18 protein-coding genes, 1 pseudogene and 1 other annotated feature are annotated in these 17,571 nt (G+C 30.0%); of the genes and pseudogenes, 3 read left to right on the top strand and 16 right to left on the bottom strand.

Annotation, left to right across the window (positions count from 1 at the left end):
- Positions 1-175 precede the first annotated feature (175 nt).
- Genes CIW83_RS23360 through CIW83_RS18905 form a run of 3 tightly spaced genes read left to right on the top strand, consistent with a single transcriptional unit; the run spans position 176 to position 1,404 of the window.
- On the top strand, positions 176-685 hold the full coding sequence (locus CIW83_RS23360) for a threonine/serine exporter ThrE family protein (RefSeq protein ID WP_201260041.1): 510 nt from the start codon (positions 176-178) through the stop codon (positions 683-685).
- Entirely contained in the window at positions 654-965 is a 312-nt protein-coding gene (locus CIW83_RS23355; RefSeq protein WP_369819412.1) for a threonine/serine exporter family protein, read from the top strand. Before CIW83_RS23360 ends, CIW83_RS23355 begins: the two co-directional genes overlap by 32 nt.
- A gap of 1 nt (position 966) precedes the next feature.
- On the top strand, positions 967-1,404 hold the full coding sequence (locus tag CIW83_RS18905) for a threonine/serine exporter family protein (protein ID WP_094904025.1): 438 nt from the start codon (positions 967-969) through the stop codon (positions 1,402-1,404).
- A gap of 2 nt (positions 1,405-1,406) precedes the next feature.
- Here CIW83_RS18905 and CIW83_RS18900 read toward each other — a convergent pair whose 3' ends face one another.
- From CIW83_RS18900 to tgt, 16 genes and pseudogenes are all read right to left on the bottom strand, one after another.
- Positions 1,407-1,667 carry a metal-sensitive transcriptional regulator gene (locus CIW83_RS18900; RefSeq protein WP_235601411.1) on the bottom strand — a complete coding sequence of 87 codons (261 nt, stop codon included), beginning with the start codon at positions 1,665-1,667 and terminating at the stop codon, positions 1,407-1,409.
- Positions 1,668-1,684: 17 nt separating this feature from the next.
- On the bottom strand, positions 1,685-2,107 hold the full coding sequence (locus CIW83_RS18895) for a SoxR reducing system RseC family protein (protein ID WP_094904023.1): 423 nt from the start codon (positions 2,105-2,107) through the stop codon (positions 1,685-1,687).
- A 159-nt stretch (positions 2,108-2,266) separates the two neighbouring features.
- Positions 2,267-4,047, bottom strand: a pseudogene (gene aspS, locus CIW83_RS18890) (aspartate--tRNA ligase).
- Between the two features lie 43 nt (positions 4,048-4,090).
- Positions 4,091-4,289: a binding site (T-box leader), on the bottom strand.
- Positions 4,290-4,380: 91 nt separating this feature from the next.
- Positions 4,381-4,791 carry a bacteriohemerythrin gene (locus CIW83_RS18885; protein ID WP_094904022.1) on the bottom strand — a complete coding sequence of 137 codons (411 nt, stop codon included), beginning with the start codon at positions 4,789-4,791 and terminating at the stop codon, positions 4,381-4,383.
- A 22-nt stretch (positions 4,792-4,813) separates the two neighbouring features.
- Positions 4,814-6,292 carry a coproporphyrinogen dehydrogenase HemZ gene (gene hemZ / locus CIW83_RS18880; protein ID WP_094904021.1) on the bottom strand — a complete coding sequence of 493 codons (1,479 nt, stop codon included), beginning with the start codon at positions 6,290-6,292 and terminating at the stop codon, positions 4,814-4,816.
- Positions 6,293-6,311: 19 nt separating this feature from the next.
- Positions 6,312-6,932, bottom strand: a complete 621-nt coding sequence (locus CIW83_RS18875) for an MBL fold metallo-hydrolase (RefSeq protein WP_094904020.1) — start codon at positions 6,930-6,932, stop codon at positions 6,312-6,314.
- Positions 6,933-6,943: 11 nt separating this feature from the next.
- A complete protein-coding gene (dtd, locus tag CIW83_RS18870; RefSeq protein WP_094904019.1) occupies positions 6,944-7,393 on the bottom strand; it encodes a D-aminoacyl-tRNA deacylase in 450 nt (149 codons plus the stop codon).
- A 14-nt stretch (positions 7,394-7,407) separates the two neighbouring features.
- Positions 7,408-9,570 (bottom strand): bifunctional (p)ppGpp synthetase/guanosine-3',5'-bis(diphosphate) 3'-pyrophosphohydrolase, encoded by a 2,163-nt coding sequence (locus CIW83_RS18865; protein ID WP_094904018.1) that lies wholly within the window; start codon positions 9,568-9,570, stop codon positions 7,408-7,410.
- A gap of 134 nt (positions 9,571-9,704) precedes the next feature.
- Entirely contained in the window at positions 9,705-11,477 is a 1,773-nt protein-coding gene (recJ, locus tag CIW83_RS18860) for a single-stranded-DNA-specific exonuclease RecJ (protein ID WP_094904017.1), read from the bottom strand.
- Positions 11,478-11,617: 140 nt separating this feature from the next.
- On the bottom strand, positions 11,618-12,484 hold the full coding sequence (gene secF, locus CIW83_RS23350) for a protein translocase subunit SecF (protein WP_201260039.1): 867 nt from the start codon (positions 12,482-12,484) through the stop codon (positions 11,618-11,620).
- A gap of 15 nt (positions 12,485-12,499) precedes the next feature.
- The gene (gene secD / locus CIW83_RS23345) at positions 12,500-13,783 is read right to left on the bottom strand and encodes a protein translocase subunit SecD (protein ID WP_235601410.1); all 1,284 of its coding nucleotides are present in this window, start codon (positions 13,781-13,783) and stop codon (positions 12,500-12,502) included.
- Between the two features lie 10 nt (positions 13,784-13,793).
- Complete coding sequence (gene scfB / locus CIW83_RS18850) at positions 13,794-15,155, bottom strand: thioether cross-link-forming SCIFF peptide maturase (protein WP_094904016.1); 1,362 nt, start codon at positions 15,153-15,155, stop codon at positions 13,794-13,796.
- A 175-nt stretch (positions 15,156-15,330) separates the two neighbouring features.
- Positions 15,331-15,471, bottom strand: a complete 141-nt coding sequence (scfA, locus tag CIW83_RS18845; RefSeq protein ID WP_094904015.1) for a six-cysteine ranthipeptide SCIFF — start codon at positions 15,469-15,471, stop codon at positions 15,331-15,333.
- 80 nt (positions 15,472-15,551) lie between these two features.
- Positions 15,552-15,929 (bottom strand): TIGR04086 family membrane protein, encoded by a 378-nt coding sequence (locus tag CIW83_RS18840; protein ID WP_094904014.1) that lies wholly within the window; start codon positions 15,927-15,929, stop codon positions 15,552-15,554.
- Between the two features lie 136 nt (positions 15,930-16,065).
- The gene (gene yajC / locus CIW83_RS18835) at positions 16,066-16,386 is read right to left on the bottom strand and encodes a preprotein translocase subunit YajC (RefSeq protein WP_094904013.1); all 321 of its coding nucleotides are present in this window, start codon (positions 16,384-16,386) and stop codon (positions 16,066-16,068) included.
- A gap of 55 nt (positions 16,387-16,441) precedes the next feature.
- Positions 16,442-17,566 carry a tRNA guanosine(34) transglycosylase Tgt gene (gene tgt, locus CIW83_RS18830; RefSeq protein WP_094904012.1) on the bottom strand — a complete coding sequence of 375 codons (1,125 nt, stop codon included), beginning with the start codon at positions 17,564-17,566 and terminating at the stop codon, positions 16,442-16,444.
- Positions 17,567-17,571: the final 5 nt, after the last annotated feature.

Raw genomic sequence — 17,571 nt, 5'->3', positions numbered from 1 at the left:
AAATTTGTAAAATCCATCTTCTTATACTCCCCTCATCTTTTATTTTTTGTAATTAATTATAAGCATATTATGCTATAATATAATATAATCAATCTCAAAGGTAAAAAAACCAGTCATTTACATTATATAGATTTTTTACTATTTTTACAAGAATATTAATCAAAGAGGTGAGAATATGGATAATTCTGAAATCTATAATAGAGAAGAAATCAAAAAATTATTAGTTTTGGCAACTTTGGCTGGCAGTATAATGCTTAAAAGTGGAGCTGAAATCTATCGAGTTGAAGATACTATAATTAGAATTTGCAAATCGAGAAAGGGAATTAAATATGTTGATGCTTATATAGTTCCAACAGGAATCTTTATATCCTTGGAGTATAAAGGCGAATTGATGTCTTACATTAAAAGAATTAAATCTATTTCTATAGATTTAAATAAAATTGCTATGGTAAATGAATTTTCTCGTGCCTTTGTTAATTCTCAGCAACCTCTGGATATTTGGCTTGAGGAATTAAAAAGAATAAATAAAGTAAATAGATATACAAAATTAACTAAAACTATCTTTGGGTCTTTAGCTGCAGCATTTTTTTGTGTTTCTATTTGGCGGCTCAGTTCTAGACTTTATTGGATCTGCTATTGTAAGTTTTATTGCCTTGACTATTGTAAATCTAATATCAAAACTTGAACTTACTTTCTTTATAGATAATTTAATTGGTTCAGCTCTTGCAGCTTTACTTTCCCATATTTTAGTCCATATTGGAGTAGGTGAAAATATTGATAAGGTAATAATAGGTTCTATAATGTGTTTAGTTCCTGGAGTTGCAATTACAAACTCTATTAGAGATACTATGTCAGGCGATTTTGTATCTGGACTATCTAGAGGTGCAGAAGCTGTATTTTCTGCAATCGCAATAGCACTTGGTGTTGGAATCATTCTCAACTTTTATGCTAAGGGGGTATTTTAACTTGGATATAATCAAACAATTAGTATTATCATTTTTATCTACAATTGGATTTTCTGTATTATTTAGTTCTCCAAAGGAAACCTTAGGATACGCTGGTCTTAATGGTTCTATAGGCTGGACTTTATACTATATAACTACAAAAGTATTTCATAGTAATATAACAGGTACATTTTTTGGTGCTGTTACTGTAGGATTATTAGGTGAATTTTTGGCAAGATTACGCAAAAAGCCAGCAACCATATTTATCACCTCTGGAATAGTTCCATTGGTTCCTGGTGCTGGCATGTATTACACAATGCTTGCTATAATAGAAAATGATTTTACTATGGCTGCAACTAAAGGTGTAGAAACTTTCTTTATAGCAGCTGCCATAGCTGTAGGAATAATAATTTCTTCAGGTTTCTCTAGGTCAATAAGAAGAGTTAAACTAAAAGACTAGATTTACTTTGTATATTTTATCATTATATCTACCAATTTATCTAATGCCTCTTCTTCAGTTTCACCTTCTAAATAATGTTTTAAACAATTTTTCATGTAATTTTCAAGTATTAATCCACCTACACTGTTTAATGCTGCTCTTGCAGCAGCTACTTGGATTAATATATCTCCGCAAAACTTGTCTTCGTCAACCATCTTTTGTATACCTTTTATTTGTCCTTCAACTCTTCTTAACCTTTTGATAACAGCAGTTTTATCTCCCAACAGTCGCACCCCTTCATCTAAATAATTCTTGTCATTCTTATAATGTCTTCTTCCTTCTTTCCAATCTTTTTATCGATAGTTCTAACTATAAAATATCCTAAAGCCATAAATATTAAACCTATTAAGAAACTCAAAGGCTCATAATTAGATATTTCTAGGTTTTTGAAAGTCTTCATACCTATTAATATTCCTAAAATTAACATAGTAAAAGGAATCATATATACAACCATAGTATATTTCAATATATTTTTAGTTTCTCCTTTTATCTCAACAAGATCTCCTACTTTAGCATCTATATTATTTGGAAGGATAACAACATGATTTGGAGCATGACAGCTCCCACCACAGCTTTTACAGTTATCTCCACATGCTGAGATTCTCCTTACTTCTACTTCAACCTTTCCATTGGATACCTTTCTTACAAATCCAACTTGATCCATAGGTACACCTCCTAAAGCACAGTGTCATTTATTTTTTACTAGTTTGTAATATAATCTGTTAGTTATATTTATTATATCATAAACTATCAGTAAAGTGTTATCCAATCCAGTTCTTACTAATACTTATAATTTTAAATGACTCCTATATTAGCCTATATACTATTTAATATTAAGCTTCACATGAACTTCTTCTAACTGTTTTTCTGATACAGTAGTAGGTGCACTTGTCATCAAACATGTAGCAGATTGAGTTTTAGGAAAAGCAATGATATCTCTAATATTTGATGTATTTGATAAAAGCATAATAAGTCTATCAAATCCATATGCAATACCTCCATGTGGAGGAGTTCCATACTTAAAAGCTTCTAAAAGAAATCCAAACTTATCCCAAGCTTCTTCCTCTGTAAATCCTAATGCGCTAAACATTCTCTTTTGTAAATCAGAATTATTGATTCTGATACTTCCACCACCCATTTCATCTCCATTAATAACTATATCATAAGCCTTAGCCCTTACCTTTTCAGGCTGAGACTGCCAAAAGCTCTATGTCCTCATCCATTGGATGGGTAAAAGGATGATGCTTTGCCACATATCTATTTTCTTCCTCGTCATATTCAAATAATGGGAATTCAGTAATCCAAACTAATTTCATATCATTAGGATCAATTATATTTAATCTTTTAGCTACTTCATTTCTTAAATTACCTAAACTATCGTATACAACTGAGTTTTTATCAGCTACGAAAAGAATTAAATCACCTTTTTCTCCTTCCATTCTTTCCAAAATATTAGCAAATTCTTCTTCACTAAAGAACTTTGCAATAGGGGAGGTGATACCTTCTTGTGTAATCTTTATCCAAGCCAAACCTTTTGCACCATAAGTCTTCGCATAATCCTCTAAAGCAGTTATATCTTTTCTAGTAAATCTATCTCCGTATCCTTTAATATTTATACCTCGTACAGAGCCTTGACTTTCCACAGCTCCGCTAAATACTTTAAATCCACAATTTTGAACCAGATCAGAAATATTTTTCAACTCAAATCCAAACCTTAAATCTGGTTTATCTACCCCATATCTTTCCATAGCTTCACTATAGGTCATTCTGTCTATTGGTAGTTTTATTTCTATTCCTTTAATTTCTTTAAATAATTTATATAATAATTTTTCATTAATTGAAATAATGTCCTCAACATCTACAAATGACATTTCAACATCTATTTGAGTGAATTCAGGCTGTCTATTAGCTCTTAGATCTTCATCCCTAAAGCATTTAACTATTTGATAATATCTATCCATTCCTGCAACCATAAGAAGCTGCTTCATAAGCTGTGGAGATTGTGGGAGGGCATAGAATTCACCAGGGTTTACTCTACTTGGCACTAAATAATCTCTAGCTCCTTCTGGCGTTGGTTTTGTAAGCATAGGAGTCTCTGTCTCAATAAACCCATTATCATCTAAGAAATCTCTGACCACTTTAGCAGTTTTTGCTCTTAATTTCAACTTTTCTTGCATAGATGGTTTTCTTAAATCAAGATATCTATATTTTAATCTCATGCCTTCTGATACATTATCATCATCTTTAATATAAATCGGCGGCAGTCTCAGATTCATCTAATATTCTAAGCTCTTCTACTAAGACTTCTACCTCTCCAGTTGGTATTTCTTTATTTATAGATTGTCTAATTCTTACTTTACCTCTTACTGCTAATACAAACTCTGATCTAATTTTCTCTGCCTTATCAAATATTTCGCTAGATACTGTATTATCAAATACAATTTGAGAAATTCCAGTAGTATCTCTTAAATCAATAAATATGATTGATCCCAAATTTCTCTCTCTTTGTACCCATCCCATCAATACTACCTCTTGACCATCATGCTCAGATCTCAATTCTCCACACATAATAGTTCTTCTTAAGTTACCCATCTTTTCTGACATATACATACCTCCTCAAAAAAATATAAACCCCTCATCTCTGATATACAGGGACGAGAGGTTATCTCGCGGTACCACCCTAATTAGGTATTTCCTCACTCAAAAACTTAACGCATTTCTGCGAATCAATCATTAAAGATTATTTACTCCAAAGTGTCTTCATCGAATATTAGTATCGGATTTCCACCTCCACCGACTCTCTATAACTAAGGAATTCAACTACTCTTCCTTTTCATCGTATTATATTTATTTTTATTAATTATAGACTATAAAATAAATCATGTCAAGGAGTAAAATCATCTAATCTCCTAATGTATATATTCTGTTTATATAATCTTAATATACGATTGTTGATTTCTCTTTAATCCTTTCAATGTATTTTTTATCATCTCCATTAATATGGTTTGCGAGCCAGTCAATTATTAATACCTTTAGATTATTTAGGTTTTCCTCAGATGCATGTCCATTTACAATATTCTGGTATATATTATAGATTTCTTCAATAAAATAGTTATGTTGTCTTCTGTGTTCAATAAAATTTTCATATGAATTTTCCATCATCAAAATTTCTTCTTCATAAAAATGATTATTTGCATAACTCATTAAAAACACAAATATACTTTCAATTTCTTTTGTGCTAGAATTTGTTTCTAAATTAAAAATCTCACTAGCTTTATCAAATATACTCTTATGCTGTTTATCTATAGAATCTATACCTGTTTTAAGGTCATCTGTCCACCATAGCATAGCCCTAAAATCCTCCTTTGTATTAATTGTTTCCTAGTATCTTTTTCTTCCTTTCAATCAATTCACTGCTTCTTTCCAGATACTCTTTTAAATCTTTAAAATTTGGGACTCTTTCTATTCTATTTTCTTCTGGGAAAAATATCTTAGACACAGAGCCCATTCCAGCCGCCATTATTGTTTCTTTTTCTTCCATCATAGCTATATTATATATACATTCCATTTTAGCCTTGCAATAGCCTATGTTTTCAAAGTTACCTAATATTTGCTTTTGTCTATAAAGATAATATGGTTCTAAGCCCATATCTTTGGTATACTCTCTGGTTTCATTTAACATAGCACTTAAAATATTCTGACTTTGTAATGAATATTGGTCAATAGTAGCTTTGAATTTAGATCCTCTTTTTACCGAAAGTGTATGTATCGTTAGGTTTTCTGGATCTAATTTCTGAATTTCTTCCAGAGTTTTTTTTATATGTTTAATCTCTTCTCCTGGAAGTCCTACAATCAAATCCATATTAATTATATCAAAACCAATTTCTTTAGCTAAGTTAAAAGTCTCGATAATATCCTTAGATTTATGTTGTCTTCCAATTAGTTTCAAGGTGTCATCATTCATAGTTTGTGGATTAATACTTATTCTTCCAACTTCGTTTTTATATAACATTGTTAGATATTCTTTTGTAATAGTGTCTGGTCTACCAGCTTCTACAGTAAATTCCTTTATATTTTTTTCTCCAAATCTATAATAAATAGCTTGAATTATCTTTTCCAGTTCCATTAATGGAATTGCTGTGGGGGTACCTCCCCCTATATATACTGTATTAATCTTTTTACCTTTCATCATTTCACTAATTTGCTCAATTTCATATATTACCTTTAAAGTATATTCTTTAATATGATTTTCATATCTGCCTATGGGTAATGCTGGAAAGGAACAATATAAGCATCTAGTAGGGCAAAAAGGTATACTAACATATAGACTATACCTATCCTTATTTAAAGGGTAGATATAGTCCCTTTGCCTTCTTCCAATATCCAATATCAACTTAGCTTTATCAAAGGATAATTTATATTCTTCTGCTAATACTCTGATTATCTCATTTTCATTTATATCTTTATCTAATAAATCATGAACGATTTTGACTGGTCTTATGCCAGTCAATACTCCCCATGGAATTTTACTCTCTCCTAGAGAAATTAATGTATTATATAATGATTTTTTAATTCCGATTCTTATATATTTATCTATAGAATCACCATATACTTCTAGAGTACTAATATTTTCCGTTGCTTGATTAATTAAAATATTATCTATATATATCTTTGTTATAGTATATAACTTTCCATCTTCTTCATATAAAGAATTGATAATAAGAGTGCCCTCACCTGTATATTCATCTAATCTACTAATATAAAGAATCTCTTCCCCTGGGAAAAAGACTCTGATTAATTCAACTAATTCATATTTAATCTCATGACCTATTAACAATAATTTTATCACATAATCACCTTATTTAATATTAACGTAAAAAAGGATTTGAAAGCCTTTCTCTACCTATGGTAGAAGGAGCTCCATGTCCTGGAAATATTTGAACATCATCTGGATAAATCAATAGTTTATCTTTTATTGATTTTATAATGGTTTCATAATCTCCACCTAGTAAATCTGTCCTACCTATTGATCCTGCAAATAAAGTGTCTCCTGTTATCATATTATCTCTAATTTTTATACATATTCCTCCTTTGGTATGACCAGGAGTATGAATAATCTCAGCCTTTTCATCGCCAAACTCTATTATGTCCCCATCCTTAAGTAACAAATCTGGTTCTATTTCTATAGTACCCATAGCCATCATTGTAGATAAGTTCTTATTTCCATCAATTAGCATCTCTCTATCTTCTTCATGTATCATTACAGAAGCAGACAATGCTTTCTTAAGATTAATTATTCCCCCTATATGATCTGCATGACCATGAGTTAATACTATATATTTTATTTTAAGTTGGTTTTCTCTTACTGATGTGAGTATCTCATCTACGTCTCCTCCTGGATCTATTACTATTCCGTCTCTAGTGGCTTCTGAATATATAACATAACAATTAGCTGCATATATACCTGCTGGTATTCTTATTATCTTCAATTCTATACCTCCTAAAATGTTTTTTTACTGTCTAATAATATAGTAACAGGTCCATCATTTATAAGGTTTACCTTCATATCTGCACCAAAAATACCTCTTTCTGTTTTTATCCCTTTTCCTATACATTTATCAATAAATTCCAAATAAATTTTCTCTGCAATATCAGGATGTGCTGAATCTGTAAAGCTAGGTCTTTTACCTTTCCTTACATCACCATAAAGTGTAAATTGAGAAATTACTAATAATTCTCCACTGATATCCAACAAAGATAAATTCATTTTATCATTTTCATCTTGAAATATGCGAAGCCCTAATACTTTATCTACTAGATAATCCAAATCCTTAGAACTATCTCCCTCACCTACTCCAAGTAGTACTAATAATCCAGTGCCAATTTTCCCAACTATCTCATTATCTACTTTGACCGATGCTTCTGTAACTCTTTGCACAACTGCTCTCATATATCTCCCTCTCTCTAAGCTGTAACTCTATATACATCCATTACATTTCTTATTCTTTTTATTTTTCTCATTAGATCCCTTAACTCTTCAATATCTTTAATTTCAAGGGTTACATTTATAAATACTATTTTATCTTTAGATGTTCTAGCATTTAAAGATATTACTCCTAAGTCAGAATCTGTTATCTTTTGAGTAATTTCTGCTAAAAGACCCGATCTATCAGATGCCTTAATTTGAATTTCTGCAGGATAGGATGCTTTCTTTTGAAAATCCCATTCTACTTCAATGAATCTCTCTGCATCATCTGACATAGTTATATTTGGACAGTCAGTTCTATGAACAGAAACACCTCTGCCTCTAGTTATATATCCTACTACTTCATCACCAGGTACAGGATTACAGCATTTAGAAAACCTAATTTTAATATTATCTACTCCTTTTATTTTGATACCTTGAGTAGGTTTACTTATTTTATTTTGTGTAGTCTGTTGGATCTTACTCTCCACAAAGGCTTTCTCATCTGTTATTTTATAATATTCATTATATTGGGTTCTTAATTTTGAGATTACTTGATTCAGTGTTATACTACCATATCCAATAGCTGCATATAAATCATCAATAGAATTTATACTCACTTTAGATGCTATATTTTTTATCCATTCATCCTTTAAAATTTCTGAGGACTTATAACCTAATCGTTTAACTTCTTTTTCTAATAACTCTTTTCCTCTTATGATATTAAAATCTTTTTCCTTAGCTTTAAACCATTGTCTAATTTTAGTTTTCGCTTGAGTGCTTTTTACTATCTTTATCCAATCTCTACTAGGTCCATTGCTATTAGCTGATGTAATAACTTCAACAATATTTCCATTTTTCAATCTATAATTCAGAGGTACAATTCTTCCATCTACTTTAGCTCCTACACACTTATTCCCAACCTCAGTGTGTACTCTATATGCAAAATCGATTGGTGTAGAACCATCTGGAAGATTTATCACATCTCCCTTTGGAGTAAAAACAAATACTTCATCTGTAAAGAAATCTATTTTTAATGTTTCCATGAAATCCTTAGGGTCATTTAAATCCGATTGCCACTCTAATAGTTGTCTTAACCATGTAAGTTTATCATCAAAATTATCAGATTTATTACTTCCTTCTTTATATTTCCAGTGAGCAGCTATACCATATTCTGCTGTTCTATGCATTTCCCATGTGCGTATTTGAACCTCAAATATTTCTCCCTTCATACCGATTACAGTAGTATGAATAGACTGATACATATTAGGTTTAGGCATAGCAATATAATCTTTAAATCTGCCCGGCAAAGGCTTCCATAGATTATGAACGATACCTAATACTTCATAACAGTCTTTAATATTATCTACTATGACTCTTATAGCAGTTAAATCAAATATTTGCTCAAAAGCTTTTCCTTGATGAACCATCTTTTTATATATGCTGTAAAAATTCTTTGGTCTCCCACTGATATCATATTTTATGTTAACTTCATCAAGTTTATTGCTTAATGTCTCTATTATGTTTTTTACATATGCTTCTCTTTCCTGTCGTCTTTTTGAAACCCTCTCAACTAAATCATAATAATTTACGGGATCTAAATATCTTAAAGATAAATCTTCTAATTCCCATTTTATTTTAGAGATTCCTAGTCTATGGGCTAAAGGAGCATATATTTCTAGAGTTTCTAAAGCCTTTTCTTTTCTTTTTTCATCTCTCATATATTCTAATGTTCTCATATTATGAAGTCTATCTGCTAGCTTAACTATAATAACCCTTATATCATTTGCCATAGCTAAAACCATTTTTCTCAAATTTTCAGCTTGGTTTTCCTGCTTAGTTTTATATTGTAGTTTCTTTAACTTTGTAACACCCTCTACTAAATCAGCTATCTCAATACCAAATTCTTCTGCAATAGTTTCATGACTTATTTCCGTATCCTCTATTACATCATGAAGCAGTCCTGCTACTATGGTAGCAGTGTCCATATTTAAATCCGCCAATATCATAGCTACATTAAATGGATGAACAAAGAAGTTTTCACCTGAGTTTCTTACTTGCCCAGCATGAGCCGACTGTGCGAAATTATATGCTTTCACTATAAGACTTAAATCAGCTTGTGGATTATATTGTTCAATTTTCAAGAGTAAGTTTTCTAACATTGAATTCACCTTCTTCACCTATAATGAATGTATATATAAAGTAGTTTGATTACTTATAATTACCCATAATTCACTATTTATAACGATTACGTTAATATACCATATAAAAAAATATTTATTAATCTAAAGTTTAATTATTTATTAATTCTATAATTTTGAATTGTAACTTGCAAATTAGTATTTCCATTATATTCATTAACGGAAGGATAAAATAATATATCTAATTTTATATTATTCCCTATTCCTTTATAAATTTTATCCAGTTCTCCATTCCCATATATTTCATTCACTCTATTTTCAAAAGCCATAATATCTCCAAAAAATATTCCTTCTATTATTTTTCTATTCTCATTTTCTAATATTAATTTTAAAACATTTTTATTGGCACCTAATACAAAACCACGATTAATCTTTAGATTCTTTTCACCAAATATAGGTTTATTATTGCCTTTTCCAAAGGGTTCTAAAAGCTTTAATTCATCAATTAACTTAAAACTAATATATTCTAGCGGAAGTTGCATGTCAATATATATTCTAGATATTAAATCATCATCTGTTAGACTTGTGTTTTCATTTAACTTTTTTCTGAATTGATTTATATTTGTTTCTTCTAATGATAATCCAGCTGCCATAGGATGCCCGCCAAATTTTAATAATAGATCCTTACACTCTGATATCTCTTCAAACATATTATATTCTTCAATAGATCTTCCAGAGCCTTTAACTCCATCTTTTCCTTGAGTTAATATTATTGTAGGTCTATTATACTTTTCTTTAATTCTTCCTGCTATGATACCTGCAATACTTTCATGTATTTCCGGCTCATATATAACTAGTATCTTATCTTTCTTTATCTCAGAATTCTCAATAATGTTAATTATTTTCTCCACTCCATCTATAGTCATTTGTTTTCTCTCTTCATTTAGTTCACGAAGCTCTTTCGCTAAAAGATTTGCATGATCTAAATCGTTTGATAAAAGTAACTCTAAGGCTTTTAAAGCAGAATCTAATCTTCCGGAAGCGTTGATGCTTGGCCCAATAATAAATCCTATGTGATAAACTCCTATCTCCTTATCTTCAATTCCTGTTTCTTTTATCAAAGCTTTTAGACCAATATTTTCTGTATTATTTAAAAGTTCTAGACCCTTTTTCACTATAATTCTATTTTCATCAATTAAATCAACTACATCGCAAATTGTAGCAATAGCAGCATATTCCATCAAACAATATGTAGATTCTAAGGGTAATTCAAATATGAGGTATAGTTCTTGTATTAATTTAAACACTACAGCAGCCCCACAAAGTCCTTTAAATGGATAATTACAATCCTTTTGCTTTGGATTTATCACAGCATCTGCCTCTGTAGATAAATATTTTTTTTCGCCAGCTTCATCTACTACAAAAGGTAAATCATGATGATCTGTTACTATTACTGTTAGTCCAAGTTCTTTTGCAAGCTTTATCTGTTCTATCGCTGCAATACCATTATCACAAGTTATTATAGTATCTATCCCATCTTTTTCTGCTTCTCTAACGATTTCATTATTTATACCATATCCATCATTGATTCTACTTGGTATAACATAGTCTACATTTCCACCACATTTTTTTATGCCTGTATATAATAAATAAATTGAGATTACTCCATCTACATCATAATCTCCTACTATTCTTATCTTTCTTTTATTTATTATCTTATCTCTAATAATATCTGCACCCTTTAGCAAATCTTTCATAAGACTAGGTTCATGCAATCTATCTAAGCTAGAAGATATAAAACTATCAATCAAGTTATAATCAGTAATATCTCTATTAACTAGTAACTTAGATAAAAATTCAGATATTTTGAAATCCTTTGCTATTTTTTTATAATCAGCGACTTTATTTTTTATAAACCATTTTTCCAATTACTTCACTCCAATAGAAATAGAATTTAGACACACTAATTAGTATCTAAATTCTATCATTTAATCACATTTAATTCTAGTTCTTATTATCTATTTCTTCATTTTTTGACAAAATTTTTATCATTGAAAATAAAAACTGCTTATTTAGCAGCTTTTATTTTTCTATTCTTAAGTTCATACCACAATGGAGCTGCGATAAATAATGAAGAATAAACTCCAGCTATCATACCTATAATAAGAGGTAATGTCAACACCTTAACATCTTCAACTCCTAAAATATATAATACAGTAACAGCCATCAATGTAGTCAGTGTAGTATATATTGTTCTTTTTAAGGATTGTTTAATACTATTATTTATTATATTTTCAACTGATTCTCTAGGATATAACTTTGTATTTTCTCTTATTCTATCAAAAATAACTATTGTATCATTTATAGAATAACCTAGAATAGTTAATATTGCAGCAATAAATGAACTATTTACTGGAATTCTAAGAATTGAATAAACAGCTAACATAATCAGTATATCATGAGCTAATGCTACAATAGCTGCTACACCAAAATTGAATTCAAATCTCCAAGTAATATAACCTAACATAAGTACAGTAGCTATTAAAGTAGATAATAAAGCCTTATTTTTTATTTCTGCTCCCATAAAAGGACCAAATTTTTCAGATTGAAAATTATTTTTGTTTATATCGTATTTTTCTATAAATTTATTTATTATATCTGTTATCACATCATTAGATAGATCTAAGGTACTTTTTATTATTAATTCATCTTTTTCAGTTCCTCCGTGTAAAATACTTACATTTTTATCATATTCATCAGTTATTTCTCTAACTTCATCTACAGGGATAAATTTTCCTGCATTTATCTGAATCAAAGTACCCCCAGTAAAATCAATTCCATAGTTTAAACCTTTAATGAAAAACATAAGGATTCCTGCTATTATTATAGCGATTGAACATATTGCAAATATCTTCCTATTTTTTATAATATTCATATTTTCACCTCTCTATTAAGCTCCATAAAGCTTAGTATTTTTATTACCTGTAATTGATACCATTAACTTTAATAAATATTTAGATATAATAACTGCTGTTATCATAGAAGCCACTATACCAATAATTAAAGTTACTCCAAATCCTTTAATTGGACCAATTCCAAAGTAATATAATACAACTCCAGCTATAAATGTAGTTATATTTGAGTCCATTACTGAAGTAAGAGCTCGCTTAAATCCTGTATCTACAGCAGTTCTAATGCTTTTGCCAGCTTTTATTTCTTCTTTTATTCTTTCAAATATTATAACATTTGCATCTACAGCCATTCCTATAGATAAGATTAAACCAGCTATTCCTGGAAGGGTCAATTTAACCCCTAAAGATGACATCGTAAATATTGTTATCAATGTATATATAATCAAACCAATAGAAGCGATAAAACCAGGAATTTTATATATTATTATCATAAATATCATAATTATAAGAAGTGCAATTGCTCCCGCTTTAATACTTCTTTCATATGCTTCCAAACCTAATGTAGGTCCAATAAGGGAGGTTTGTAATTCCTTCATCTCAACTGGTAAAGCACCTGCCCTAATCAATGTAGCTAATTGACTAGCTTCTTCTAGTGAAAAACTTCCTGTTATAACAGCCTTACCGTCTGTAATAGCTGTTCCCCCTTCTTCTGCACTTTGCACTGCAGGATAGGATATTATTTGATTATCTAAAATTATATAGATAATTCTGTCCTCTCTATTTGGTTCTAAAGTAAGTCGGCCTGTAGCTTCAGCAAATTTTTTAGTTCCCTCTTTGTCTAGTTCTAAGCTTACTAGAATTTCTTGCTGACCTAATTGATTATTATGATATTGTACCTCTGAACCAATTACATTTTTACCTGTCAATACAACATTTTTATCTGGATCTACAAATTGTAATTGTGCAGTCTTACCTATTAACTCAATTGCTTTTTGAGGATCATCTATACCTGCTAGCTCAACCCTTATTCTATTACCACCTTCAATTGATATATTAGGTTCTGACACTCCAAGGCCATTTACCCTCTCATTGATAATTGCCTTTGACTGCTCCATAATTCTTTGAAGTTCTGCACCCTTAGCATCAGTTTGAGCCTCTAGAACTACATAAACACCACCTGCTAAATCTAGACCTAAGTCTATAGCATCTTTTGCTCTAATAATTTCATATTTCCCAATCTTGGCACCATTTAATGCTAAAAACGTACTACCTCCTACTATAGTTAGTATCAATATAAAAATTATAGTACTTTTGGCTTTCATATTCTTCCTCCTACTCATCTAAATTTGCCAGTATAGATATGGCACATTCAATTCTTTTCTTTTCCATTTCACAACCGATCTTATATGCTTTACTAAGATCATTGTGCGCATGATAGGAATTTGCATGACAACCACCGCTGCAATAAAACCTTGCCCAACATTCCCTACATTCTTCTTTATTATATACATTGGCCTTCTTAAATTTTTCTCTTATATCCCCTCGTTGAACTCCATCTATAACATTTCCTAACTTAAATTTCTCTTCCCCTACAAACTGATGACAAGGATATAAATCACCTTCTGGCGTAACGGCCATGTATTCAGATCCTGCTCCACATCCAACAGATCTTTTTATAATACAGGGACCTTGAGTCAAATCTATCATAAAGTGGAAAAAATAAAAATCCTTGTCCATCTTTTTTATATTTATATACTCTTTAGAGAATTTCTCATACTCGTCTAGAACAGATTGTAAATGTTCTTCTCTTAAAGCATAATCCATTTCCTCAGATGTAACTACTGGCTCTATTGAAATCTTTTTAAATCCGTTATTATAAAAATCTAATGCATCTTTAGAGAAATCAATATTATTACTAGTAAAGGTCCCCCTAATGTAGTAATCCTTATCTCCCCTTTTTTCCACCATCTTTTTAAACTTAGGTAAAATAATATCATAGCTACCTTCTCCACTAATTGTCTTTCTCATATTATCATTGACTTCTTTTCTGCCATCTAAACTAAGAACAACATTTGACATATTTTCATTGATATAATCAATCTTCTCATCATCAAGTAAAATTCCATTTGTAGTAATAGTAAATCTAAAGTTTTTATTATATTTCTTTTCTAACTCTCTTCCATAATTTATTAAATCCTTGACTAAATTAAAATTCATCAAAGGTTCTCCGCCAAAAAAATCCACCTCTAAATTTCTTCTTGACCCTGAATTCTTAACTAGATATTCTAATGCCTTTTTCCCTACCTCTAAAGACATCAGTGATCTTTCTCCTTTAAAATCACCTTGTGATGCAAAGCAATAACTACATTTTAAATTACAATCATGAGCTACATGCAAACACATCGCTTTAACAATATTTTCTTCATTATATTTGAAGTGAGAAATGTTCACATCTTCAGAGAATAAAAGTCCTTCTTTAGTCAATTGATCTATTTCATTATATACATCCTCTACAGCTTTTTCGCCATAGGTACTTTTAAATGTATTCTTTATTTCATCTATAGTTTTTTCACCATAATAATCTATGATTTCATATACAATTTTATCAACTACATGTACCGCACCAGTATTTACATCTAAAATAATATATTTATTATTTAAATGAAACTTATGCATCTTTGATGCCTTATTCATTAAAGTTCCTCCTAATTGACAATTTTATACAAATAAAAAAAGCTTCCATCGAAGCATTATAAGGTATCTTTTTATGAAACCCATATACGGAAAGTTCTCTTTAACAAATCTAAAATAAGTAAGAACTTTCCTATGGGCATAAAAAGTAATGGATAAACCACCACCCTTTATATTCTTATTTATTCTCGCATTTTTGATTTCCTACAGTACAGGATGTTTTACAAGCTGATTGACAGGAAGTTTGACATTCCCCACATCCGCCCTTGGATATAGTATCTTTTAGATTACTACCAGATATTGTCTTTATGTATTTCATCTTAAATCCCTCCTTAGCATCTATTTACTGCTATTTATTATACCATATTAGTTTTTTTATTTAAAGTTTTTTTTATTCTTTTATGATATGTTTATCCCAATAATTCCTCCTATTATTCCTATAATACATGCCAATACTAACTTTGAAATTGAAAATATATCTAATACTAAAGGCTTTAGAAATATAAAGTTAAGCATAATTAATATTAGATAATATGCCATACCTATTATTCCTCCATTAATCCATCCTTTTTCTTTAACCATTTTTGCTACATAAACACTACCTGAGGTTACACTTATCACCATGATTATTGTATTCACTAGAGGCATTTTATTTTCTCTAAGACTTGAATAGGTTAATAGTATTGAAAAAACTAGTATTAAAATACATGTGATAATATAGGCCAGAAGTAACCCCTTTAATAAATAGATATTTTTGTTCAAATTCTTGGCTTTCACATTATATCCCTCCTTATATTTACTTCATAGAAAATAATCTGGTAGTCCTTTAGGGCTCCTTATCCTTAATTTATTTAAGGAAACCAATATTTATTACATAAAAAAGCTTCCTTATTAAATTAGGAAGCTTTTTTTGTTATTTATCATCTTCTTCAGTTTTTATTTCTTCAGTTTTGTTATTTTTTGATTCATTTTTGCTAACTACTGAACCAACAGACCATCTAGTCATATCTAGCTTCGTTTTAGAAGATCCTACTTCTATAGTTATTATATCTTCTTTAGCTTTGATAATTTTACCATAAATTCCACCTATGGTAATTACTTCATCTCCAACTCTTAGGCTGTTTCTCATTTCTTTTATTTGTTGTTCTTTTTTCTTTTGCGGTCTAATTGCCATAAAATAAAATATGACTAAAAAACCAATTGGTATTATTAATCCTTGAAGCTGTTGTGGCATGTACAAATCCCTCCTTTTCTATAATCTATTATACAATATATTTTAAATAATTCACCTAATTTTTATCATTATAACCATATTTTTTATAAAATTCCTCTTTATATTCAAGTAATCTATCTTCTTTTATGGCATTTCTTATGTTTTCCATAAGTTTTATCAAGAAGTATAAATTATGAATTGTAGTAAGTCTTGATCCTAGAATTTCATCCACATTAAATAAATGTCTGATATAAGCTCTTGAATAATTAGTGCAAGCATAGCAATCACACTCTGGATCTAACTTAGTAAAATCTCTTGAATATTTTGCATTTCTTATAACTAGTTTTCCTTGAGATGTAAGAACTGTCCCATTCCGTGCAATTCTAGTAGGTAACACGCAATCTGCCATATCTATCCCTCTAATTACAGATTCAAATAGATAATCAGGAGTTCCAACACCCATATTGTATCTAGGTTTATCTTTAGGCAATAAAGGTGTAGTAAAATCTAATATCTCACACATTAATTCCTTTGGTTCACCAACACTAAGACCACCTATTGCATATCCCGGAAAGTCTAACTCTACTAATTCCTTTGCACTTTGTTCCCTTAAGTCCTTATATATCCCACCTTGTACTATTCCAAATAATCCTTGCTTATCCCAATTCTTATGATAATCTTTACATCTTTTAGCCCATCTAGTTGTTCTTTCCATGGAATGCTTTGCATATTCATATGTGGCAGGATAAGGAGTACATTCATCAAAACACATCATAATATCTGATCCTAGTGAATTTTGAATTTCAATTGACTTTTCAGGACTTATAAAATGTTTAGAACCATCAATATGGGATCTAAATTCTACACCTTCTTCTTTTATTTTTCTCAAATCTCCTAAACTAAAAACCTGAAATCCTCCACTATCGGTTAAAATTGGGCCATCCCAATTCATAAATCTATGTAATCCTCCTGCTTCCTCTATTAATTTATGACCCGGTCTTAAATATAAGTGATAAGTATTACTTAAAATTATTTGTGCTCCTAAACCTTTCACTTCCTCTGGTGTCATAGCTTTGACAGTAGCTCTAGTACCTACAGGCATAAATATTGGTGTTTCTATTACTCCGTGGGGAGTATATAATTTACCAAGCCTTGCTTTAGAATCCTTTGCTTCTTTTAATAGTTCAAATCTTATTGCCATAATCT

It is taken from the genome of Tissierella sp. P1, from assembly GCF_002266425.1.
Taxonomy (GTDB): Bacteria; Bacillota; Clostridia; order Tissierellales; family Tissierellaceae; genus Tissierella; species Tissierella carlieri.
This window is presented reverse-complemented; position numbering and strand designations above follow the sequence as displayed.